Raw genomic sequence first — 20,307 nt, 5'->3', positions numbered from 1 at the left:
GCTTTTTCTTGTAATTTTATAATATTTTAGTAAAATATAGAGGTCAGACTTCTGACGTTATATGATTAAAAGTGCATAATAATCCTATTTTATTAAGGGTAATCTATTTTTATTAATAAGAAATGTTTTCGTTCGTATAGAAAAAGGAGGAAGACTAGAATGGCTGGAAATACATATAAGCGTATCTTTCTAATCGTAATGGACTCTGTTGGAATTGGTGAATCACCTGATGCAGAAAAGTTTGGTGATAATGGTGCAGATACCCTGGGACATATTGCTGATAAAATGAACGGGCTGAACATGCCAAACATGGGTAAGTTAGGTTTAAGCAATATCCGTGAAATTAAGGGAATTGAAAAAGCCTCAAAACCATTAGCTTACTACACAAAAATGATGGAAGCATCGAATGGCAAGGATACCATGACAGGACACTGGGAAATAATGGGGTTGAATATTCAAACGCCTTTTCGTGTATTCCCTGATGGATTCCCAGATGAGCTTCTTTCAGAACTTGAAGAACGCACTGGCAGAAAAATTATTGGAAATAAACCCGCCAGTGGAACGGAAATACTTGATGAACTAGGGGAAGAACATATGAAAACAGGAGCATTGATTGTCTATACTTCTGCAGACTCAGTGCTTCAAATTGCCGCACATGAAGAAATTATTCCAATTGAAGAGCAATATAAGATATGTAAAATTGCTCGTGAGTTAACTCTTGATGAAAAATACATGGTCGGCCGTGTTATTGCTCGTCCATTCTTGGGGGAACCGGGTAATTTTAAGCGGACAGCTAATCGTCATGACTATGCATTAAAACCGTTTGATCGAACCGTTATGAGTGAAATGAAAGATGCTGGACTGGATGTCATTGCGATCGGAAAAATCTCAGATATCTATGATGGTGAAGGGGTTACCGAATCTTTAAGAACCGTTTCCAATATGGATGGTATGGATAAACTGGTACAGACACTGAACATGGATTTTAAGGGACTCAGTTTCTTGAACTTAGTTGATTTTGACGCACTATATGGGCACCGCCGTGATCCAGAAGGTTACGGGAAAGCACTAGAAGAATACGACGCCCGCTTACCTGAAGTGTTTGAAAAATTAAAAGAAGATGACTTGTTAATTATTACAGCCGACCACGGTAATGACCCGACAGCTCCTGGAACGGATCATACACGTGAATATGTCCCATTAATCGTCTACTCTAAGAATATGCCAGAAGGCAAAGAACTTCCATTAAGAGAAACATTTGCTGACATTGGGGCAACTGTTGCAGATAACTTTAAAGTGAAAATGCCTAACTTCGGAAAAAGCTTTTTAAATGAACTAAATTAAAAGGGGTATGAATATGAATATCGAAAAGATTCAAAATGCAGCAGGCTTTTTAAAAGGTAAATATTCAAAGACACCAAAAATCGGACTTATCTTAGGCTCTGGTCTTGGTGTTCTAGCTGATGAAATTGAGAATCCTGTTAAGATTCCCTACAATGAAATCCCTGATTTTCCGATTTCAACTGTTGAAGGTCATGCCGGGCAGCTTGTTTTTGGAATTTTAGAGGGTGTAGAAGTGGTTGCGATGCAAGGTCGTTTCCATTTCTATGAAGGGTACGGTATGAACAAAGTAACCTTCCCTGTACGGGTGATGAAAGAATTAGGTGTGGACATGTTAATCGTAACAAATGCTGCGGGCGGGGTTAATGAAAGCTTCGAAGCAGGAGATCTTATGATTATTAGCGATCATATTAATTTTACAGGTGCTAATCCTTTGATAGGTCCAAATGATTCGAAATTTGGTCCCCGTTTCCCTGATATGTCAGAAGCCTATACAAAAGAATTGCGGAATGCAGCGAAAGAGGTTGCAGCCCGCTTAAATATTGATGTAAAAGAAGGCGTATATTTCGGATTTTCGGGACCAGTCTATGAAACTCCAGCAGAAATTAGAATGGTTAGAACACTAGGAGGAGACGCTGTTGGTATGTCAACAGTCCCTGAAGTGATCGTTGCCCGCCATGGAGGGATGAAGGTCCTTGGGATTTCTTGTATTACGAATATGGCTGCTGGAATTCTAGACCAGCCTTTATCACATGAGGAAGTTATTGAAACAACCGAAAGAGTAAAAGCAAACTTTCTATTATATATTAAAGAAATTGTTAAAAGCATAGCGGTATAATCTTATAAAAGTGGTGACTAAAATGAGAATGGTTGACTTAATTGAGAAAAAAAGAGATGGGCAAGAACTGACTACTGAAGAAATAAAGTTTATTATCAATGGATACACTGACGGCTCCATACCAGATTATCAGGTTAGTGCCCTGACCATGGCAATCTTTTTCCAAGGGATGACAGAAAAAGAAAGAGCAGATTTAACGATGGCCATGGTTGAATCAGGCGATCAAATTGATTTATCACAAATCGAAGGAATAAAAGTGGATAAGCATTCAACTGGCGGGGTTGGGGACACAACAACGCTGGTTCTTGGACCGCTTGTTGCCGCATTGGGTGTTCCTGTTGCAAAAATGTCAGGGCGCGGTTTAGGTCATACCGGCGGAACCATTGACAAATTAGAGGCAGTAAAAGGATTCCATGTTGAAATTGAAAACGAGGAATTTATTGAACTGGTTAACAAAAACAAGATTGCTGTCATTGGACAAAGTGGAAACTTAACTCCTGCTGATAAAAAGTTATATGCGTTAAGGGATGTAACAGCAACTGTTAATAGTATTCCGTTAATTGCAGGCTCAATCATGAGCAAAAAAATTGCTGCTGGTGCTGATGCCATTGTTCTAGATGTGAAAACTGGAGCAGGTGCCTTCATGAAGACGATTGATGACTCAAGAGAACTCGCGAAAGCAATGGTAGGTATCGGAAACAATGTTGGAAGACGAACGATGGCAGTTATTTCTGACATGAGTCAGCCGCTCGGGTTTGCGATCGGAAATGCACTTGAAGTGAAGGAAGCCATTGATACCTTAAAGGGTGAAGGTCCAGAGGACTTAACAGAGCTTTGTTTAACTCTTGGCAGCCACATGGTTTACTTAGCAGAAAAGGCAAGTTCATTGGCCGAAGCACGCACAATGCTTGAAAAGGTCATTAAAGATGGCTCTGCACTTGAAAAGTTTAAGGTCTTCCTAAGCTCACAAGGTGGAGACGCTTCGATTGTGGATGACCCTGCTAAACTTCCTCAAGCTCAATTTACATTCGAGTTAGAAGCGAAAGAAGATGGATATGTCTCTGAAATTGTTGCGGATGAAGTAGGAACGGCTGCAATGAAATTAGGAGCAGGAAGAGCGACAAAAGAGTCCGTAATTGATTTAGCTGTAGGACTTGTTTTAAGAAAAAAAATCGGTGATCAAGTCAAAAAAGGTGAATCATTAGTAACGATTTATAGTAATTTTGAAGATGTAAGTGAAGTAAAAGCAATGCTTTATGAAAATATCCTCGTTTCTTCTGAAAAAGTAGAGGCACCAATCCTCATTCATGAAGAAATAACAGAATAGAACATATAACTAAAAGTTCAGGAAAAAATCCTGGACTTTTTTATTTTATTAACAGGAAAATACTGTATAAAGTTGTTGGAATTGGAAAAAATGGAATCTATATAAAGAATGGAGGGTTATGCGAATGAAACGATATATCTCTTTACTAGTAATAGTCTTGTTACTAACAAGTTTATGGATACCATCCGTATCTGCAGAAGAAAAAACGAGTACTGATATTACAGAAAATGTAAGATCTGCGATTTTAATTGAGCGTGATACAGGACAAATTCTTTATGAAAAAAATAGCAATGAGGAGCTGCCACCAGCAAGCATGACAAAAATTATGACCATGCTGCTGATTATGGAAGCAATTGACCAAGGAAAACTCAAATGGGATGAAAAAGTTCGAACAAGCGAGTATGCTGCATCAATGGGCGGCTCGCAAATTTTCCTTGAAGCTGGAGAAGAAATGACCGTTAAGCAAATGCTCCAAGGCATTGCGATTGGCTCTGGAAATGACGCCTCTGTCGCTATGGCAGAAAAAATTGCCGGATCTGAAGAAGCCTTTGTTGACATGATGAATAACAAAGTGAAAGAACTTGGTTTAAAGAATACAATTTTTAAAAATACCACAGGCCTTCCAGGAAGTGGTCATTATAGTTCCGCACATGATATGGCGATTATGGCCAAAGAACTATTAAAATACGAGGATATAACAAAGTTTACTGGAATGTATGAAGCGTATCTTCGTGAAAATACCGATAAAAAGTTTTGGCTTGTTAATACCAATAAATTAGTTCGTTTTTATCCAGGAGTAGACGGTCTAAAAACCGGCTTTACCGCTGAAGCAAAATACTGTCTAACAGCAACCGCCCAAAAGGATGGTATGCGTGTAATTGCTGTAGTTTTTGGGGCGCCGACCTCTAAGGAAAGAAATGCGCAAGTGACAAAAATGCTAAATTATGCTTTTGCCCAGTATCAAACACACCCAATGTTTAAGCGAAACCAAGTGATTGGTAATGCTCATGTTAATAAGGGGAAAGACAAAAAAGTTGAAGCAGTAACAAGCGAACCACTTTCTTTATTAACAAAAAAAGGTGAAAAGACTGAGGATGTAACACGTAAAGTGACACTTGATAAAAACCTTAACGCCCCTATTAAAAAAGGAGATAAGGTTGGAACCATCCAGCTTGTAAAAGAAGGAAAAGTAGTCCTTGAAAGTGAATTGGTTGCCAAAAACGACGTAAAAGAAGCCACCTGGTGGACGCTGTATAAACGTTCATTTGGAATGTTCACAAAAGCAGGTAAGTAGCTAATGTCCAGTTCCAGCGCCTAGGGGCTCGGGGTCATAAGACAATCCGTCAAGAAGGTTAAAGGGCGCAACCTTCATGCCGGCTCGTCTTATGCCTGTCGCCCCTGGGCAAGGCGCTTCCGCTTTTCATGTCGAATTGTAACTTTTTTTAGCAAATATCAACTAGTTTTGTCTTGAGAGAAGGAGATTGCTCTAACGGTAACGAATTGACTCACTATACCAGATGAAGGAGGCTAGGAATAGTGAGTCTTAACATTGAAATGGAAATAAAACATGACGTTTTATTGCTGCGTTTAAGTGGTGAACTAGATCATCATACAGCCGACGAATTACGTGAACAGGCAGCTCATGCAATAGAAAAGAATGAAATTCGTCATATAGTTTTAAATCTTGAACAGCTTTCTTTTATGGATAGCTCTGGATTAGGAGTCATTTTAGGGCGGTACAAGCAAATAAAGCAGGTGCATGGTGAAATGGTCGTTTGTGCAATTTCCCCAGCAATACAGCGATTATTCGATATGTCGGGGATGTTTAAAATCATCAAGCTAGAACCGACTGAAGAGTTTGCATTGCAAAGATTGGGGGTGGCCTGAGATGAAGAATCAGATGAATCTTCAATTCAGTGCTTTAAGTCAAAATGAATCATTTGCACGTGTCACGGTTGCAGCTTTTATCGCGCAGCTTGACCCTACGATGGATGAACTAACTGAAATCAAAACAGTTGTTTCTGAAGCAGTAACCAACTCCATTATTCATGGTTATGAAAATGACCCGGATGGAATTGTTTATATCCAGGTAACGATTGAGGATAATTTAGTGGATATTTCGATTAAAGATGTCGGATTAGGAATTGTAGATGTGGAGGAAGCTCGACAGCCATTATTTACAACGAAGCCAGATTTAGAAAGGTCTGGTATGGGATTCACTATCATGGAAAATTTCATGGATGAGGTTGAGGTTCTCACACAACCAGGTAAAGGAACCGAAGTAAGACTAAAAAAGCATTTACACACAAGCAAAATGCTATGCAATTAAGGAGACTTGCCAATGGATGTGGAGGTCAAAAAAGATAAAGCGCAAACGTATTTAAAGGACCATGAAGTGAAGGAATTGATTAAAAAAAGCCAAGACGGAGACCAAGCAGCAAGAGACCTAATTGCTGAAAAAAATATGCGTCTTGTTTGGTCCGTTGTCCAGCGGTTTCTGAATAGGGGATATGATCCTGATGATCTTTTCCAAATTGGATGTATCGGATTGCTGAAATCAGTGGATAAGTTTGATCTTTCCTATGATGTGAAATTTTCTACCTATGCGGTTCCAATGATTATTGGTGAAATCCAAAGGTTTATTCGTGATGATGGAACGGTAAAGGTTAGCCGTTCATTAAAGGAAATGGGAAACCGAATTCGAAAGGCGAAAGATGAATTATCGAAGACATACGGAAGAATTCCAACTGTTAACGAAATTTCAGAGCATCTCCAGCTGTCGCCGGAGGATGTTATTCTTGCCCAGGAGGCAAGTCGGACGCCATCCTCTATTCATGAAACAGTATATGAAAATGATGGAGATCCTATTACCTTATTGGATCAGATAGATGACGGAAATGAAGGTAAATGGTTCGATAAAATTGCCTTAAAAGAAGCAATACGGGAATTGGATGAACGTGAGCGACTAATCGTTTATTTACGGTATTATAAAGACCAAACGCAATCAGAAGTCGCAGTCAGACTGGGTATTTCCCAGGTGCAGGTTTCAAGACTTGAAAAAAAGATATTGCAGCAAATGAAAGACCGAATGGATCTCTGATGATCCATTTGGTCTTTTTTTTAGTAAAGATTATTTTTTTGCTCATACTAGTTATACAAGGAAATCAATGTGTGGGGAGTGAATGTTTTGGAAAAAACAATCTACATCCGCATGCGGAATCGTGTTCTGGCTAAACCAGAAGAAAGCATCTATTTAGACGACATAGCTCAGATCATTGCTCCAGAAACCATAATCCCTAAGTTAAAAAAACTAAAAGTCCATCAAATATCCGTTCATGACAGAAATATTGTCATCATTGATGTTATGAAAGTTATTAGATTGATTTCAACTCTTATCGAAAATGCAGATGTCCAAACCATCGGACCAGCGCAAACGATTATCGAAGTCATCCTAAAGAAAAAACAAATGTCGTTACCTTTCTTTATCTTAATTTGGTTTTTATTATTTTTTGGTTCTGCGATGGCGATTATGAACTTTCATGACGATGTCAGTATGCGAAGTGTTCAGGAGAAGTTATACAAAATCATTACAGGTGTGGAGGATTCCAAACCGTGGATATTTCAAATTCCCTATTCAATTGGGTTAGGTCTAGGGATGATTTTATTCTTTAATCATGTATTTCAAAAAAGGATCAACGAAGAACCAAGTCCCCTGGAAGTCGAGATGTTTAACTATCAAATGGATTTAGATAACTACGTCATTATTCATGAAAATAAGGAAAGTATGAAACGAACGAATGACGATTAAAGTAATTGCGGTTATGTTTATCGGGCTTGCAGGTGGATTAGCAGTTGGTTCTGGTTTTGTAGCTTTTCTAACAGTCCTTGGAATTATCCCAAGACTTACACAGCTGACAAAGACTATGAAAATGATTCGGCATTATGAATGGGCCGTTGTTTTGGGTGCATTAACAGGGATAGCAGGGAGTCTAAGAGATCCAGTCTTAGGGCTGTCTCCCTATTTTATGGTCCCTCTTGGATTGGCTGGAGGAGTCTTTGTTGGGATGTTAGCCGCAGGGCTCACAGAGGCATTAAATGTATTCCCCGTCCTTGCAAAAAGGCTGGGGATTGATGGGAAAATCATCATCCTAATAATGGCGATTGTTTTAGGGAAAATTGTTGGGTCAATTTTTCAATGGGTCTATTTTGTTCATCATTAATCCCGGGCTGGAAAGGACAACAAGTATGAGCATTCGAAGGCGGGTTATATTAATTACTGATGGTGATGAGTATGCAAAAAGGGCAGTAGAGCATGTCGCCCGTGAAGTAGGCGGGCGATGTATCACGGCGTCACATGGGAATCCCTCTGTATTAACAGGGGAGGAGCTTGTGGAATTAATAAAAAAAGCAGCGAATGACCCAGTATTGGTAATGTTTGATGACAGTGGACTGGTTGGTGAAGGTGCAGGCGAACGGGCATTAAAGTATGTCGCCACCCATAAGGATATTGAAGTTTTAGGAATTATTGCCGTTGCCGCAAAAACTCATCAGGCAGAGTGGACAAGAATCGATGTAAGTATCGATCGGGATGGTGAATTAACGCCTTATGGTGTAGATAAACACGGTATACCAGAGCTAGAGATTGGAAGATTAAATGGAGATACGGTTTACTGCCTTGATGAACTAGATGTTCCAATTATCGTGGGAATCGGAGATGTAGGGAAAATGGCGAGGCGTGATCACTATGAATGCGGGGCACCTATTACGAAAAAAGCGGTAGAGTTAATACTCGAAAGGAGTGGATTTCGTGACGAGAGAGAACGAACAAACATGGCCGATTCCTGAGTCACTGCAAGAAATAGAGCACTACATGAAACAGCGGGTCGGTTTAGGTGTGAGTTTTGACTTTGGTGTTCGCAAGCTAAAAATTCTCAAAAAGGATGTACACTTCTACTGGATAACTGGTTTATGTGATACACAATTTATCATTGAAACAGTTGAAGAACTTGTTAGAATTAATGACCATGAAAAGTTGTCATCGGATCTTTTTAAAATAGTTGAAAACAGGCTTGTGAATCAATCTGTTCAGCCCGTAAAAACGCTTGACGAAATGGTTACACAAGTATTATCTGGATTAATCGTTGTCGTGGTGGAGGGGGCAAATACCGGACTTGCGGTTGATGTTCGGAGCTATCCTGGTCGAACACCAATGGAGCCAGACACAGAAAAAGTAGTCAGGGGCTCTCGTGATGGTTTTGTCGAGAATATTGTATTAAATACTGCGTTAACAAGAAGAAGAATCCGTGATGAACGGCTCCGCTTTGAAATTCTTAAGGTCGGCGAACGATCAAAAACAGATATAGCGATTGGCTACATAAATGATATTGCAGATCCAAATCTAGTAAATATTATTCGTAAAGAACTTAAAGCGATAAAAATTGATGGAATCCCAATGGCAGATAAAACGATTGAAGAATTTATTTTAAAACAAGGTTTTAATCCTTATCCATTAGTTAGGTATACAGAACGGGCCGATGTCGCCGCAGCACATCTTTTAGAGGGGCATGTCGTAATTTACGTTGATACCTCTCCGAGTGTCATTATTGCACCAACCACGTATTTCCATCACGTCCAACATGCTGAGGAGTTCCGTGAAGCTCCTGTTATGGGGACATTTGTCCGTTGGTCTCGATTTTTAGGTATTTTAACATCAATTTTCTTACTTCCATTATGGATGTTATTCGTGCTGGAACCATCCTTGCTTCCAGAGAGGCTTTCATTTATTGGACCAAATGAGCATACTAATATTCCAATCGTATTACAGATTTTATTAGCCGATTTTGGGCTGGAATTTTTAAAAATCGCAGCCATACATACCCCTACACCTCTTTCAACAGCAATGGGGTTAATTGCTGCAGTGTTAATTGGTCAGATTGCTATTGATGTTGGATTATTTGTTCCAGAAGTGATCTTATATGTTGCAGTGGCAGGGATTGGTTCATTTACGACACCAAGCTATGAGTTAAGTGTCGCAAATAAAATAGCGAGAATGATCCTAGTCATTCTCGTAGCGGCTTTCCATACACCTGGCTTTGTAATCGGTTCTACTCTGCTGTTTATTCATTTAGTAACAACTCGTGCACTTAATACTCCCTATTTTTGGCCATTTCTCCCTTTCGAGCCAAAGGGATTTTTACAAATTATTTTCCGCCGTGCCATACCGGGTTCGTTATTTCGTCCTAGTATCGTACATCCTAGAAATCGATTCCGTCAGCCGCCGGGTGAACAATAACTTATTGCGGAATGCGAAAGGTTATGCTAAAGTATTTTTAATTGTATAAAAGGATAAGAAGCTAAAATAGGCAGTATCCTTTGTGGATTCTGTCTATTTATTATTACTTTTTTTATAGCATGACCATACACTAATAAAGAGTCTATACGGAGAGAGGGAAGGAAATGTATTTTTACGGGACAACAGGCGTAAACGGCAAGGGTAATTTGGAAATAGGCGGAGTAGATGCAGTAGAATTGGCCGAGCAATTTGGAACTCCTCTCTATGTTTATGACGTATCATTAATGAGGGAACGAGCTAGAGGGTTTAAGAAAACATTTGATGAACAAAACGTCAAAGCCCAGGTTGCATATGCAAGTAAGGCCTTTTCGACGATTGCCATGCTCCAGCTGGCAGAAGAAGAAGGTTTATCTCTTGATGTTGTATCTGGTGGAGAGTTATATACGGCCGTTGCTGCAGGGTTTCCATCTGAGAGAATTCACTTTCATGGAAATAATAAAAGCAGAGAAGAACTCGAAATGGCGCTAGACCACAAAATTGGCTGTATTGTGGTTGATAATTTTTACGAATTAGATTTATTAAAAAACATCTGCCAAGAAAAAAATGAAACGATAAGCATTCTGCTTCGGGTTACTCCTGGAATTGAAGCACATACACATGATTACATTTTAACGGGGCAGGAAGATTCTAAGTTTGGATTTGATTTGCAAAATGGACAAGCGGAAGAGGCGTTAATGACCGCGCTTCGGTTTAAGCATTTTGATGTTTTAGGGCTGCATTGCCATATTGGTTCGCAAATTTTTGAAACAACTGGTTTCTTGCTGGCCGCTGAAAAAATTGTCGGCAAAATGAACCAGTGGAAAAATACTCTTAATTTTGAAGCAAAGGTACTAAATCTAGGCGGTGGTTTTGGAATTCGCTATACAAGTGAAGATGAACCACTGTTACCATCACAATATGTAAGTGAGATTATTAAAGAAGTGAAGAGATTAATACAGCAATACTCCATGGAAATGCCAGAGATTTGGATTGAGCCAGGACGCTCACTTGTAGGTGATGCGGGTACTACCCTGTATCAAATAGGTTCTTCGAAAGAAGTTCCAGGAGTTAGAAAATATTTAGCTGTCGACGGGGGAATGAGTGACAATATAAGACCTGCTCTCTATCAGGCTAAGTATGAAGCTGTTTTAGCAAACAAGCCTTTAGCAGAAGCAACAGAAAAAGTTTCTATAGCAGGTAAATGCTGTGAATCAGGAGATATGCTGATTTGGGATCTACCACTTCCAGAGACTGAGGATGATGACCTTCTGGCTGTATTTTGTACTGGGGCATATGGATATTCGATGGCCAACAATTACAATCGTATACCCCGCCCTGCAGTAGTATTTGTGGAGAACGGCAAGGCAGCTCTTGTCGTTAAAAGAGAAACGTATGAAGATCTGCTTCGGTTAGACCTTCCCTTAAAATAAATAAGCTGCCGCCGATGCGGCAGTTTATTTATTTTGTTTCGAAAATGGATTATTTTTTAGATATAGTGTAGAATGACAACATGTACGCTATCTTCAAATTGCATTTGGAGGATTTCTTATGAAGAAAAGTAATTGGGCTGTTTTTGGTATCCTCGTAGGACTTGCCCTGTTATGGGGAATTATATATTGGGTTTTTATTGTACCAAAATAATAATAATAATTGGGATTGATAGATAAACAATTATTATGTATGATTGACAATATTGAAACACTTTACGGATTCGACTACATATTATAGAGAAAACTGTTTATTTATAAGTTGGTTGGAAAAAATATACTATCCCCTAAACTGGGTTTATTTAATATAATGAGGGAGCTATTATGTTAATTCGTTATAAGAAAACATTTGAAAAAATAGCCATGGGCTTATTGTCCTTTATGCCTACTGAAAAGGACTTGAAGAAACTCCAATTCACCATTAAGGAGTATGAAACAGAAGAAAACTTGCAGCTTTTCCTTTGGAAGGAAGAAGATATTATTGGACTTATTGGGGTTCAAATGAACGATGATGATTCTTCATTAATGATTCAACATATTTCTGTCAATCCCTCACACCGCTACCAAGGAGTGGGGAAACGAATGGTTAAAGCCTTGAAGGATATGTATCCAGATAAGGCTATAACAGCGAATGATAATACTGCACCGTTTGTTGAGAAATGTGATTTTTGCTAACCCTATAATAGAAAGGCAGCGAAAGTTTATTCGCTGCCTTTTTTATTTTTCAGTGCTTCCATTCGTTCTTCAATTACGTTTGTACGGTCTCGTAACTTATGTCGATGAATAATAGATACATCCTCTAAATTACTTTCCTTTCCCCAGTTAAAGCCTTTATTTTGACATTCCTTTATGCATGCTTCTAAAAGTGCGGGATCAGATATCGGCAAAGTAATGCTTTGGTATCCTTCTTCTTTGTCGGCTTGCGCCAAAAGTTTTGAAAGCATAGGAAAAAAAGTATCCATATCTAAACCCAAGAGGATTTGCTGACGATCATGTAAGGAGAAGATTTTTATTGCTTTTTCCAATGTTCGTTTAGCACCATTAAAGTTCCTCCGCCGATGATGATACCTCGAAACCGCTAAAAGGATGAGGCCTACCCAAATAGAATCTTTACTTCTGTCATTAGACTCTTTCCAATACTCTTCTAGTATCTCGTGGCATTCAAAATAATCCCTGTCTCCATTAAAATGGGCTAAAAATTCAATATACTGCGCTGGGTACAAAAAATCACCCCTAATTTGATAAGATATGTACAGTGTAGCATATAATCCGTCTTTCTTCAGAATTCCCCAATAGAAAAAAGCCCGCCTAAGAAAGGCAGGCTGGCTTGCTCTTTTTTTGAACTTAGATTTCTGTCTAGCTGCAGCGCCTAGGGGGCTCTCGGGGTCATAAGCCAATCCGTCAAGAAGGTAAAAATCACCTTCTAGCCGGCTCGTCTTATGCCTGTCGCCCCTGGGCAAGGCGCTTCCGCTTTTCTAGTTTAGAACCAAGAAGCACCAACGATAATTAACAGAATGAATAGAACCACGATTAATGCAAAACCGCCTCCGAAACCGTAACCTTCAGCCATGTGTAAAAACCTCCTATAGTTGTTTTGTTATTCTTTTCACTCTCATCATATGTACCGTCGTTGTCCAGTGTTATGGGCAAACATCACTTTTTCAATAAATACTAAAGCCAATAAATTTCTATTGGATAACGTATTTGATTCATCTATACTAGTAATGTCATGATTTTTTACGAAAAGGGCCGTGTTAAAAGCTAAATATTGATAATTTGCACTCTGTTGATTTGCGCGGAAGGCACGAAGACTCCTCGAAAATGCTATCGCATTTTCTTCGTGCGTGGGAGGATTCAAGGATGCAAATCAGTGTCCTGCGGGAGGACGGGGCAGGGGAGACCCCACAGGCGCTTAAGCGCCGAGGAGGCTCCCCGGACCGCCCGCGGAAAGCGAAGTGCCTCGGGACAGGCAGAGACCGCCTGTCCCTGCGGTGATTATTCCAAGAAGCATTCCTTAGTGGAGCGCAAATCAACAGACCATTTTAACACAGCCTATGAAAATTACTTCAAGGATTCTGGTGAAAGATGATACACTATAATGTAAAAATTGATGCGTTTGAAGGTCCATTAGATCTATTACTCCATTTAATAAATCGGCTTGAAATTGATATATACGATATTCCTGTTGCCCAAATCACTGAGCAATACTTAATCTATATAAAAACAATGTCAGAACTTAAATTGGATATAGCCAGTGAGTTTCTCGTGATGGCTGCAACCTTATTAGCGATCAAAAGTAAAATGTTATTACCAAAGCATGAAGAGGAATTAGATGATTTAGATTCCGAAATAAATTACGAAGAAGACCCAAGGGACGAGTTAGTCGAAAGGCTGATTGAGTATCGGAAATACAAAGAGGCTGCTCTTGATTTAAAGTCTCTCGAGGAAGAAAGAGGACTCATGTATACGAAACCTCCGAGTGACCTTTCAGATTTTGCAAAAGACAAACAGCCGGAAAAAACAGAATTAAATGTCACTCTATACGACATGCTGGCCGCTTTTCAAAAGCTATTGCGCAGGAAAAAGCTGCAACGTCCAATGGCGACAAAGATTGCCAGACAAGAAATATCAATCGAAGCAAGAATGACAGAAATTATGAATGAATTAAAGCATATTAAAGGCCGGAAAAACTTTAACGATTTGTTTCCAATTGCTGCAAAAGAACATATTGTTGTGACATTTTTGGCGGTATTGGAGCTTATCAAGAGAAAAGAAATAGACGTAGAACAACATGAAAACTTTGGAGATATTTTTGTTCATGCAGTTAAGGAAGGAGCAGAAGGGCTTGGTAATAGTTAATTGGCAAAGTATTTTAGAGAGTCTTTTATTCGCAGCTGGTGATGAGGGACTTACGTTAAAGCATGTGGCCGAGGTCCTGGAGGTAGAGGAAATAAAGGCTGGTGAGATTATAGAAGAATTAAGACAAGTATATGAAAAAGATAAGAATCGCGGAATCATGATTGTCCAGCTCGCGGGTACGTATCAGCTTGCAACAAAAAAAGAAAATGCCGCCTACCTTAAAAGACTTGTTGACTCCCCTAATACTTCTGCCTTGTCTCAGGCCGCTTTGGAAACATTGGCTATTATTGCTTATAAACAGCCAATCACACGTGCAGAAATAGAAGAGATCCGTGGAGTAAAAACAGAAAGACCACTTCATACCCTAATGACGAAAGCACTTATAAAGGAAGTTGGAAGAGCGGAAGGCACAGGAAGAGCATACCTATACGGGACCACAAAAGAGTTTCTTGATTACTTCGGATTAAAAAATATCAATGAACTGCCCAAACTTCCAGATAGAGTCGAAGAAGAATTCGTACAAGAAGAAGCCGACCTCTTCTTCGAAAAGTTTCACGAAAGCATAAATTCTTAAGAATTGATATCTAAAGCTCATTAATTGATATTTCACCTGTTGATTTGCCTGGAGTGCAAATCAACAGCCAAATTAAAAGCACTAAAAATAAAACAATTTCATATGGTTGTGATAGAATAGAGGTATGATTTCAAAGAATTTCCGAAAATTCTACTTATTCGTTAATGGCTAAAGGAGATTGATTTAATTGTTAATTAAAGAATGCATCGGATACGAATTGGAAAAGGAAAAATCTAACACTTCAGAAGACTTTTTTAATAGAAGCGAAGTCACGTTTATTGATGGTTCTGAAGAAAAAACACTGCACGTATTGTATGTTAGATACTTTGATGAGTTGTTTCAAGAATTCACTCCTTTTCAGCAAAACCCAATTTTGACAAAAGACAATATTGAAGTAACCTTCAAGGATATCGTTGCATTAGTATGTTTAATCAAGAACACGGGTTTACGTAATCGAAAACGTTTATACATTAATTCTAAACAAGAATTTGCTTCATACTTTCAAGATATTGATTTTGATAAATTATCTGAAATAGTACTTGCTGTTAAGCAAGACCATAAATTTGAACTCCGTTCTCCACTGGACTACATTAAGCAACCGAGATAGGAAGGTTTAAATAATTCGAAGGGGTGTTTGAATGGGAAATTCACTAGTTAAGACACAGCTAAAAGATGTTGGAGGATTTTTAACCTCGACAATCGGAACACTAGAAAATTATTTAAATGAAACAACGCTCTCACAAATGGAACAAGAATTATCAGGAGATTCAAGTTATTATCGATTAATTCTTTCCAATTTGAGAAAATTACTTGTTTTTTGTGAAGAAAGCCTTGATGCTTGTTCAGTAATCTTGCAAAGTGAACCTTTTCAAAAGCCAACTGCTGAGAAAACTCTTTATCGTATATTTCATCAGTGTATTGAGGAATTTTTCTCTCCCAAAAATGACGCTTGGTTTGAGGATAGTCGTTCCGCATATACAGGACGAAATTCGATAAAATTTTATAAATCTGTACCTGAAAGTGTACAAAAGTTAGTGAAAGGTCTTGAAGGAGAATTTCAAAGGGTTAGAGAAGAACTGGAATACTATGAAACAGATTACCGTACAAAAATGATTCAATCTAAATAAAATGATCAAAAAAACTGTCCTTTTAATAAGGGCAGTTTTTTTGTTCATAATCCATCATTTTTTTCATACCTTTTAGGGGTAGATTCGAAATAAAAGGGTGGGATAGTATGAATCGATTTAGTCAATATGTCCACGAGTTATTTGAATGGAACGAGCAAATGAAGGAGTTTCTAGAAACAGATGATGTTAAAGATAACTTAGAGTTATGGGAGCAGCTCGAATATTTTACTGAATTGATTGAGAATACAAATGGATCATTATCTGATCAAGATATGCTAAGTCTTCAATCGAAAGCAGAAGAAATTCACGAACAACTGGAGAGTTATTTTTCGCGTAAAGAAGGAGTGGGGAATATTTGGGGTGAAAAAAAGACTGTCCCGCCTGGCGGTCATACACTCCCAGATCTCCCATATGCCTATAATGCCCTAGAACCCTATATCTCGGAGGAAATTATGAGGCTGCATCATGATAAGCACCATCGCTCCTATGTTGAGGGTTTAAACAAAGCAGAGGTAAATTTGAAGAAGGCTAGAGACAACAATGATTTTTCTCTCATAAAACATTGGTCAAGAGAATTAGCCTTTCACGGCTCAGGGCATTATTTGCATACAATTTTTTGGAAAAACATGATCCCAAAAGGAGGAGGAAGCCCACAAGGACTGCTTAAAAAAGAAATAGAAAATTATTTTGGCAGTTTTGACAAATTTAAAAAACAGTTCTCTGAAGCAGCAAAACAGGTTGAAGGCGTTGGGTGGGCAATCCTCGTATGGTCCCCGCGTGCCAGGCACCTTGAAATATTACAATCTGAACGACACATGCTTTTAACGCAGTGGGATACCATACCTCTATTGGTTTTAGATGTGTGGGAACACGCATATTATCTACAATATAAAAACAATAGAGCTAGCTATGTTGACAATTGGTGGAATCTCGTAAACTGGAATGATGTTGAAATGAGGTATGATAAAGCTTCTGAGATTAAGTGGCCAGCATTTTAATTGGTTAGGCAATCGGCTGAAGTCGATTGCTTTTTCATTTTTTAGGACAAATAGTCATATCAAGCCTTGTCCTGCATAAAATTTTAGAAAGCTAGACAGTAAGAATTGCTGCTAGAAATGTTAACGAAGGGGACGAGGTAAACTTATGAGAATGATTTGGAAGCTAGTCATTTTTGCCCTCATGGTCTCACTATTCATTGCAAACATTCCTCAAAAGGTGGATGCTTCCGTTTCCGTAAGTGCACGAGGTGCAGTTCTAATGGAGCAAGAATCAGGGCGTGTCCTATTTGAGAAGGATGCCCACACAAAACGAAGGATCGCTAGTATTACCAAAATCATGACAGCGATTCTTGCTATCGAATCGGGAAAAATGGGTGAAATAGTGAAAGTAAGTGAACAAGCTACCCGTGCTGAGGGATCGTCTGTTTATTTAAAACCTGGGGAAAAAATCAAGCTGGAGCATTTAGTTTATGGTTTGATGCTTAGATCTGGCAATGACACGGCGGTTGCAATTGCTGAACATGTTGGGGGAAGTTTGGATGGGTTCGTTTATTTAATGAACCAAAAAGCAAGAGAGATTGGTATGTTGAATACTCATTTTTCCAATCCACATGGTTTAGACGACCATGAAGACCACTATTCAACAGCCTATGATATGGCTCTATTAACCCGGTATGCTATGCAAAATAAGACATATCAAAAAATTGCTGGAACAAAGACTTATAAAGCGCCAAATCCTACTGAAAATTGGGATCGCCAATGGAAAAATAAAAACCGGTTACTTACAAAATACAAATATACAACTGGCGGTAAAACAGGATATACAAAACGTGCAAAAAGAACCCTTGTTACAACAGCAACTAAAGGAGACATGAGTTTAATTGCCGTTACTTTGAATGCTTCAGATGACTGGAATGATCACATTGCCATGTATGAAAATGGGTTTAAAGCCTATGATTTAGCGGAAGTGTTGTCAAAAGGAAAGCTAGATATAAAAACCAATAAGGTTTATCAAAAACACTTATATTTAAAAAACACTATAGTTTACCCTGCCACTAATGAGGAAATGGACTTGTTCTCCATAAAATATAAATTGAATAAGCCAGGAGAAGATTGGGAGGATTCGGACCATAATGGGGAGGCTGTGGGTAAAGCCCAGGTTTTCTTGGATGGCAAAGTGGTTAGAGAAACACCTATCTATTATCAAGGGGGTCCTGAGAAGAAAAAGGGACTGTTTAATTCGTTAAAAAGTATATTTCTATCCGTTCTTGGCGTGAAATTACATGGTTAATTATATCTGGGTTTTTATGACACTTGTTGGTTTCGTTTTTGCGATGATTAACGGCACTATGGCAGAAGTAAATAAAGCGATATTTGATGGGGCAAAGGAGGCTGTGACTCTTTGTATTGGATTGATCAGCATTCTTGTTTTTTGGCTGGGGATGATGCGTATTGCCCAGGAATCAGGCCTGCTTGAATTATTATCTAAGTTATTTCGCCCGCTTGTAAGAAGATTATTTCCTGATGTGCCAACAAATCACCCTGCAATGGGATATATATTGTCTAATATGATTGCCAATATGTTCGGCTTGGGTAATGCAGCCACGCCGCTTGGAATTAAAGCAATGGAGGAATTAAAACAATTGAATGGCGGCAAGAATTCAGCGAGCCGTTCAATGGTTACCTTCTTGGCAATAAATACAGCAAGCATTACCATCATCCCTACAACAGTCATTGCAATTCGAATGAACTATAATTCTGCATCCCCAACTGAAATAGTTGTACCAACGTTAATCGCTACCATCATCTCAATGCTCGGAGCTGTCATGATAGATCGTTATTTTTATAATCGACGAAGTCGTAAAGGATGAATGGAATGGAATTTCTTTCGCTCATATCCCTGGGTTTTATCCCAGTATTAATAGGAACTATCCTCCTTTATGGAACGATTAAAAAAGTTCCGACCTATGAGAGTTTTGTTGAAGGCGGAAAAGAAGGAATCAAAATTGCTTTTTCCATCATTCCATTTCTTGTAGGCATGTTAGTGGCGATTACAGTCTTCCGGGCTTCAGGTGCCTTAGAAGCATTAATGAACTGGATAAGACCAGTGATGGAAGCCATCGGTGTCCCAGCTGAAATTGTCCCCCTCATCTTAATTAGACCCATATCTGGAACAGCGGCACTTGGTATGACGAGTGATTTAATTGCTGTCTATGGTCCTGATTCTTTTATTGGCAGGCTGGCATCCGTTTTGCAGGGCAGTACAGATACTACCTTTTACGTGTTGACTGTTTATTTCGGCGCAGTCGGGATCAAAAAAATGGGGGACGCATTAAAGGTTGGGCTCCTTGCGGATGTAGTAGGGATTATCGCAGCTATTCTTGTAGTAATATTCGTATTTGGCGCAAAATAAAAAGCATAAATTGTTCATTAATTCTATATTGATAAGCAGGTTCCTAGAAGAAGAAAACATTTTAGGAACCTGCTTATTTATTTTTTCAATAAAATAGCCGTTGCTTTGAAAAAAGGCGATTTTGTGTCATAATTCATTAGGAAAGAATAACTAATTGTTTTCCTAATTAACTGTGGTGTTACACATAGTATTCAAAATAAAGGTAAACAGCTGAGGTGGATCATAATGGAAAGATTGCAAAAGGTAATAGCACGAGCTGGAGTAGCTTCAAGAAGAAAATCTGAGGAGTTAATTAAAGAAGGTAAGGTAAAAGTCAATGGGAAAATAGTTACAGAGCTAGGTGTGAAAGTTACATCATCTGACAGGGTTGAAGTGAATGGAATCCAAATTGAGAAGGAGGAGCCTGTTTATTTTCTTCTATATAAACCACGCGGTGTCATTTCGAGTGTAAGTGATGATAAAGGAAGAAAGGTAGTAACGGATTTCTTTCCATATCAACAAGAAAGAATTTTCCCGGTGGGACGGCTTGATTATGATACTTCCGGATTATTGCTGCTAACAAATGATGGGGAGTTTGCAAATTTGCTTATGCACCCACGGAATGAGATAGAAAAAACGTATGTAGCAAAAACGAAAGGAATTCCATCAAAGGAAAATTTAAGAAAATTGGAGAGAGGAATCCGTCTTGAGGATGGAAAAACTGCTCCTGCTAAAGTCAAATTGCTTTCGGTTGATAAGCAAAAACAAACCGCAATCGTTGAAATTATCATACATGAAGGGCGAAATCGTCAGGTTAGGAGAATGTTTGAAGCAATTGGACATGAAGTTTTAAAACTAAAACGAGAACGCTATGGCTTTTTAACATTGCATGGTTTATCTGCTGGGGATGCTAGAGAACTGACACACCATGAAGTCAAGCTATTAAGAGGACTATCATTGGAGTCTACTAAGAAAAATTCATAAAGCTGTCACAATTGTATTCGAATGTATTTACTATAGATATAGTGTAAAG

24 protein-coding genes are annotated in these 20,307 nt (G+C 38.8%); 22 read left to right on the top strand and 2 right to left on the bottom strand.

Translation table 11 applies throughout. The features are described 5' to 3' along the window. The first annotated feature begins 159 nt into the window (after positions 1 to 159). From deoB to ACIQAA_RS01710, 13 genes are all read left to right on the top strand, one after another. Positions 160 to 1,344 (top strand): phosphopentomutase, encoded by a 1,185-nt coding sequence (gene deoB / locus ACIQAA_RS01770; protein WP_402614168.1) that lies wholly within the window; start codon positions 160 to 162, stop codon positions 1,342 to 1,344. A 13-nt stretch (positions 1,345 to 1,357) separates the two neighbouring features. Next, the gene (locus tag ACIQAA_RS01765; RefSeq protein WP_402614165.1) at positions 1,358 to 2,179 is read left to right on the top strand and encodes a purine-nucleoside phosphorylase; all 822 of its coding nucleotides are present in this window, start codon (positions 1,358 to 1,360) and stop codon (positions 2,177 to 2,179) included. Positions 2,180 to 2,201: 22 nt separating this feature from the next. Then, on the top strand, positions 2,202 to 3,506 hold the full coding sequence (locus ACIQAA_RS01760) for a pyrimidine-nucleoside phosphorylase (RefSeq protein ID WP_402614162.1): 1,305 nt from the start codon (positions 2,202 to 2,204) through the stop codon (positions 3,504 to 3,506). A gap of 124 nt (positions 3,507 to 3,630) precedes the next feature. Continuing rightward, positions 3,631 to 4,800 carry a D-alanyl-D-alanine carboxypeptidase family protein gene (locus ACIQAA_RS01755; protein WP_402614159.1) on the top strand — a complete coding sequence of 390 codons (1,170 nt, stop codon included), beginning with the start codon at positions 3,631 to 3,633 and terminating at the stop codon, positions 4,798 to 4,800. 242 nt (positions 4,801 to 5,042) lie between these two features. Next, complete coding sequence (gene spoIIAA / locus ACIQAA_RS01750) at positions 5,043 to 5,393, top strand: anti-sigma F factor antagonist (protein WP_402614156.1); 351 nt, start codon at positions 5,043 to 5,045, stop codon at positions 5,391 to 5,393. 1 nt (position 5,394) lies between these two features. Continuing rightward, positions 5,395 to 5,835, top strand: a complete 441-nt coding sequence (gene spoIIAB / locus ACIQAA_RS01745; RefSeq protein ID WP_034677305.1) for an anti-sigma F factor — start codon at positions 5,395 to 5,397, stop codon at positions 5,833 to 5,835. Between the two features lie 12 nt (positions 5,836 to 5,847). Beyond that, positions 5,848 to 6,606 carry an RNA polymerase sporulation sigma factor SigF gene (gene sigF / locus ACIQAA_RS01740; protein ID WP_034677308.1) on the top strand — a complete coding sequence of 253 codons (759 nt, stop codon included), beginning with the start codon at positions 5,848 to 5,850 and terminating at the stop codon, positions 6,604 to 6,606. An 87-nt stretch (positions 6,607 to 6,693) separates the two neighbouring features. Next, positions 6,694 to 7,314 carry a stage V sporulation protein AA gene (locus ACIQAA_RS01735; protein ID WP_402614152.1) on the top strand — a complete coding sequence of 207 codons (621 nt, stop codon included), beginning with the start codon at positions 6,694 to 6,696 and terminating at the stop codon, positions 7,312 to 7,314. Continuing rightward, positions 7,304 to 7,726, top strand: a complete 423-nt coding sequence (locus ACIQAA_RS01730) for a stage V sporulation protein AB (RefSeq protein WP_402614149.1) — start codon at positions 7,304 to 7,306, stop codon at positions 7,724 to 7,726. Before ACIQAA_RS01735 ends, ACIQAA_RS01730 begins: the two co-directional genes overlap by 11 nt. Positions 7,727 to 7,751: 25 nt before the next feature. Continuing rightward, positions 7,752 to 8,351 (top strand): stage V sporulation protein SpoVABEA, encoded by a 600-nt coding sequence (gene spoVAEA / locus ACIQAA_RS01725; RefSeq protein WP_402614147.1) that lies wholly within the window; start codon positions 7,752 to 7,754, stop codon positions 8,349 to 8,351. Next, positions 8,314 to 9,798, top strand: a complete 1,485-nt coding sequence (locus ACIQAA_RS01720) for a spore germination protein (RefSeq protein ID WP_402614144.1) — start codon at positions 8,314 to 8,316, stop codon at positions 9,796 to 9,798. Before spoVAEA ends, ACIQAA_RS01720 begins: the two co-directional genes overlap by 38 nt. A 164-nt stretch (positions 9,799 to 9,962) precedes the next feature. Next, positions 9,963 to 11,267 carry a diaminopimelate decarboxylase gene (lysA, locus tag ACIQAA_RS01715; protein WP_402614141.1) on the top strand — a complete coding sequence of 435 codons (1,305 nt, stop codon included), beginning with the start codon at positions 9,963 to 9,965 and terminating at the stop codon, positions 11,265 to 11,267. Between the two features lie 381 nt (positions 11,268 to 11,648). After that, positions 11,649 to 11,999: a GNAT family N-acetyltransferase gene (locus ACIQAA_RS01710; RefSeq protein WP_402614138.1), complete on the top strand. Its 351-nt coding sequence runs from the start codon at positions 11,649 to 11,651 to the stop codon at positions 11,997 to 11,999. Between the two features lie 26 nt (positions 12,000 to 12,025). On the opposite strand, the gene ACIQAA_RS01705 is transcribed toward ACIQAA_RS01710, so the two are convergent. Beyond that, positions 12,026 to 12,547 carry a DUF309 domain-containing protein gene (locus tag ACIQAA_RS01705; protein ID WP_402614136.1) on the bottom strand — a complete coding sequence of 174 codons (522 nt, stop codon included), beginning with the start codon at positions 12,545 to 12,547 and terminating at the stop codon, positions 12,026 to 12,028. A gap of 257 nt (positions 12,548 to 12,804) precedes the next feature. After that, positions 12,805 to 12,894 carry a YjcZ family sporulation protein gene (locus ACIQAA_RS01700; RefSeq protein ID WP_179156986.1) on the bottom strand — a complete coding sequence of 30 codons (90 nt, stop codon included), beginning with the start codon at positions 12,892 to 12,894 and terminating at the stop codon, positions 12,805 to 12,807. A gap of 515 nt (positions 12,895 to 13,409) precedes the next feature. On the opposite strand from ACIQAA_RS01700, the gene ACIQAA_RS01695 reads away from it, so the two are divergent. From ACIQAA_RS01695 to rluB, 9 genes are all read left to right on the top strand, one after another. Beyond that, a complete protein-coding gene (locus tag ACIQAA_RS01695) occupies positions 13,410 to 14,183 on the top strand; it encodes a segregation/condensation protein A (protein WP_402614133.1) in 774 nt (257 codons plus the stop codon). After that, the gene (gene scpB, locus ACIQAA_RS01690; RefSeq protein WP_402614131.1) at positions 14,170 to 14,757 is read left to right on the top strand and encodes an SMC-Scp complex subunit ScpB; all 588 of its coding nucleotides are present in this window, start codon (positions 14,170 to 14,172) and stop codon (positions 14,755 to 14,757) included. The genes ACIQAA_RS01695 and scpB overlap by 14 nt, the downstream gene beginning before the upstream one ends. Before the next feature lie 187 nt (positions 14,758 to 14,944). After that, on the top strand, positions 14,945 to 15,364 hold the full coding sequence (locus ACIQAA_RS01685) for a hypothetical protein (protein WP_402614128.1): 420 nt from the start codon (positions 14,945 to 14,947) through the stop codon (positions 15,362 to 15,364). Between the two features lie 31 nt (positions 15,365 to 15,395). Then, positions 15,396 to 15,884, top strand: a complete 489-nt coding sequence (locus ACIQAA_RS01680) for a YpuI family protein (RefSeq protein WP_402614125.1) — start codon at positions 15,396 to 15,398, stop codon at positions 15,882 to 15,884. Positions 15,885 to 15,991: 107 nt separating this feature from the next. Continuing rightward, positions 15,992 to 16,882 carry a superoxide dismutase gene (locus tag ACIQAA_RS01675; protein ID WP_402614122.1) on the top strand — a complete coding sequence of 297 codons (891 nt, stop codon included), beginning with the start codon at positions 15,992 to 15,994 and terminating at the stop codon, positions 16,880 to 16,882. A 145-nt stretch (positions 16,883 to 17,027) separates the two neighbouring features. Continuing rightward, complete coding sequence (locus ACIQAA_RS01670; RefSeq protein ID WP_402614119.1) at positions 17,028 to 18,173, top strand: D-alanyl-D-alanine carboxypeptidase family protein; 1,146 nt, start codon at positions 17,028 to 17,030, stop codon at positions 18,171 to 18,173. Beyond that, positions 18,166 to 18,753 carry a nucleoside recognition domain-containing protein gene (locus tag ACIQAA_RS01665; protein WP_402614116.1) on the top strand — a complete coding sequence of 196 codons (588 nt, stop codon included), beginning with the start codon at positions 18,166 to 18,168 and terminating at the stop codon, positions 18,751 to 18,753. The genes ACIQAA_RS01670 and ACIQAA_RS01665 overlap by 8 nt, the downstream gene beginning before the upstream one ends. A 5-nt stretch (positions 18,754 to 18,758) precedes the next feature. After that, positions 18,759 to 19,295 carry a spore maturation protein gene (locus ACIQAA_RS01660; RefSeq protein ID WP_402614113.1) on the top strand — a complete coding sequence of 179 codons (537 nt, stop codon included), beginning with the start codon at positions 18,759 to 18,761 and terminating at the stop codon, positions 19,293 to 19,295. A gap of 225 nt (positions 19,296 to 19,520) precedes the next feature. Then, on the top strand, positions 19,521 to 20,258 hold the full coding sequence (rluB, locus tag ACIQAA_RS01655) for a 23S rRNA pseudouridine(2605) synthase RluB (protein WP_402614111.1): 738 nt from the start codon (positions 19,521 to 19,523) through the stop codon (positions 20,256 to 20,258). Positions 20,259 to 20,307: the final 49 nt, after the last annotated feature.

The organism is Neobacillus sp. NPDC093182, from assembly GCF_044754045.1.
The sequence above is the reverse complement of the archived record's forward strand: the minus strand, read 5'-3'. Positions and strand labels throughout refer to the sequence as shown.

Excerpts from the sequence above, each read along its gene's own strand:
- ACIQAA_RS01730 (WP_402614149.1), top strand. The coding sequence starts at position 7,304 with ATGACGATTAAAGTAATTGCGGTTATGTTTATCGGGCTTGCAGGTGGA.
- spoIIAB (WP_034677305.1), top strand. The coding sequence starts at position 5,395 with ATGAAGAATCAGATGAATCTTCAATTCAGTGCTTTAAGTCAAAATGAA.
- ACIQAA_RS01695 (WP_402614133.1), top strand. The coding sequence starts at position 13,410 with ATGATACACTATAATGTAAAAATTGATGCGTTTGAAGGTCCATTAGAT.
- ACIQAA_RS01670 (WP_402614119.1), top strand. The coding sequence starts at position 17,028 with ATGAGAATGATTTGGAAGCTAGTCATTTTTGCCCTCATGGTCTCACTA.
- ACIQAA_RS01710 (WP_402614138.1), top strand. The coding sequence starts at position 11,649 with ATGTTAATTCGTTATAAGAAAACATTTGAAAAAATAGCCATGGGCTTA.
- ACIQAA_RS01680 (WP_402614125.1), top strand. The coding sequence starts at position 15,396 with ATGGGAAATTCACTAGTTAAGACACAGCTAAAAGATGTTGGAGGATTT.
- ACIQAA_RS01755 (WP_402614159.1), top strand. The coding sequence starts at position 3,631 with ATGAAACGATATATCTCTTTACTAGTAATAGTCTTGTTACTAACAAGT.
- lysA (WP_402614141.1), top strand. The coding sequence starts at position 9,963 with ATGTATTTTTACGGGACAACAGGCGTAAACGGCAAGGGTAATTTGGAA.
- rluB (WP_402614111.1), top strand. The coding sequence starts at position 19,521 with ATGGAAAGATTGCAAAAGGTAATAGCACGAGCTGGAGTAGCTTCAAGA.
- ACIQAA_RS01660 (WP_402614113.1), top strand. The coding sequence starts at position 18,759 with ATGGAATTTCTTTCGCTCATATCCCTGGGTTTTATCCCAGTATTAATA.
- ACIQAA_RS01765 (WP_402614165.1), top strand. The coding sequence starts at position 1,358 with ATGAATATCGAAAAGATTCAAAATGCAGCAGGCTTTTTAAAAGGTAAA.
- ACIQAA_RS01665 (WP_402614116.1), top strand. The coding sequence starts at position 18,166 with ATGGTTAATTATATCTGGGTTTTTATGACACTTGTTGGTTTCGTTTTT.
- deoB (WP_402614168.1), top strand. The coding sequence starts at position 160 with ATGGCTGGAAATACATATAAGCGTATCTTTCTAATCGTAATGGACTCT.
- ACIQAA_RS01760 (WP_402614162.1), top strand. The coding sequence starts at position 2,202 with ATGAGAATGGTTGACTTAATTGAGAAAAAAAGAGATGGGCAAGAACTG.
- sigF (WP_034677308.1), top strand. The coding sequence starts at position 5,848 with ATGGATGTGGAGGTCAAAAAAGATAAAGCGCAAACGTATTTAAAGGAC.
- spoVAEA (WP_402614147.1), top strand. The coding sequence starts at position 7,752 with ATGAGCATTCGAAGGCGGGTTATATTAATTACTGATGGTGATGAGTAT.
- ACIQAA_RS01675 (WP_402614122.1), top strand. The coding sequence starts at position 15,992 with ATGAATCGATTTAGTCAATATGTCCACGAGTTATTTGAATGGAACGAG.
- ACIQAA_RS01700 (WP_179156986.1), bottom strand. The coding sequence starts at position 12,894 with ATGGCTGAAGGTTACGGTTTCGGAGGCGGTTTTGCATTAATCGTGGTT.